Here is a 1,448-nt window from a genome sequence, read left to right as displayed (position 1 = left end):
ATCTTCTTTAATTATCATAAACCATAATCGTTGCCCTTCCATAAACTTTGTATGAAGAATATGTTAGGGCGCGAAAAACCCTTTCTTTTGAGCATGAGCACAATTCATATATCCATTGACTCAAGCCGCCCCATAAAGTTGTATTGTAGTTTCTGATTGGCAGTGGCTATTATAGTTTTGTGCTTTTCGGCTGGAAAGAAAATTGGCGGCAAGGAATCTTAGTTACTGAACGAGCGTTTTGAAAAAGAGTTGCTTGCTTTAGTCCTGCTATACCAGGATTTACGTTCTTTTTGAACGATCGTTTATCAACTCTTTTTGGAAGTGGAAGTGACTCCGAAAAAAGCACGAAGGTGGTCAAAGATAGAGGGTCAAACGTGTGGAAAGCATACACCTTCGAAATTTCGGTCTTTAACGAATCAAATAGCAGGTTCACTTCCGATCAGACCATATACAGCGTATCCTATCGATTCTCGAATACCGCCAGTCTGTCATTAGTGCAGGTGTGAGTTTACGACTCTAATTGCCTATGTATTATAAGATGCTTCCGATATTTGTACATCCGTATAAACTACAGGATATATAAATATATTTTTAGTAGTTCCTACAGGTTAATTCGCAATTGATAGAAGAATACAAAATATTTGCCACGTAAGGCTTTAAATGGAAAATGATACGAGAGAACCCTGCCGATTTGGTTTAGGTGTCAATTGCGGTTTACGGTGGCACTCGCCAGGGGGTCATAATTTCTATATAATTAAAGGATTTTTACAATATCTATCGTATGTATAAATAGGTGCCTTTTTTGGAAAAGAGGAAGAGATTATATTGCTGTCTTTAGGTCTAGGGGCTTTGACTATTGGGGGGTGATGTTAATGGCAAAAGATAAGGCAAAATTTCTAGTATTAGTTGCTATTCTACTGATAATTGGGTCTTACGGATTTTCCGTTTACACTAATAGTAAAGCGTACATTGCGAACAAAGATTTAACGCACGATGAACTTACAAAATGTATTGACCAATACTGGTTTCAAGGTAAACCAATAAACTTTACTATTGAGTTAGAAAAAGATGTTGACAACTTGCGTTTACTGCTTTTGTTATACCAACCAACCCCAAATTTTCCAGAAGTGACTGGACTAGCAGTATTTAAGCGTCTGTCAAATAATAAATACAAATATGATATCTTCATTCAAGGTTCCTCTATGGTATTGGCTACAAATGAAGGGACTAATTTAGAGAAATACTATGGCGTATTTTCTGGCATGATTACCGATAATCAACCAACCAAGTATATAATCACAGTTGATGGCGGTAAAGAGTTTACCGATACTCTTGAAAAGAACAAGTATTTTATCAGGGTATATGATTTGAACAAGCATAAAGGGTTTGAAATGCGACCAATTTATAACTAGGCGTAGGTTGTATGATTGACTTCGCATTGGCACTAT

The 1,448-nt window shown here is 36.6% G+C and carries 1 protein-coding gene; it reads left to right on the top strand.

The annotated features are described in order from the left end of the window. The first annotated feature begins 872 nt into the window (after positions 1–872). Entirely contained in the window at positions 873–1,412 is a 540-nt protein-coding gene (locus DOT_RS24335) for a hypothetical protein (protein WP_009624226.1), read from the top strand. Positions 1,413–1,448 lie beyond the last annotated feature (36 nt).

Origin of the sequence: Desulfosporosinus sp. OT, from assembly GCF_000224515.1 — a bacterium.
GTDB lineage: Bacteria > Bacillota > Desulfitobacteriia > Desulfitobacteriales > Desulfitobacteriaceae > Desulfosporosinus.
The sequence above is the reverse complement of the archived record's forward strand: the minus strand, read 5'-3'. Positions and strand labels throughout refer to the sequence as shown.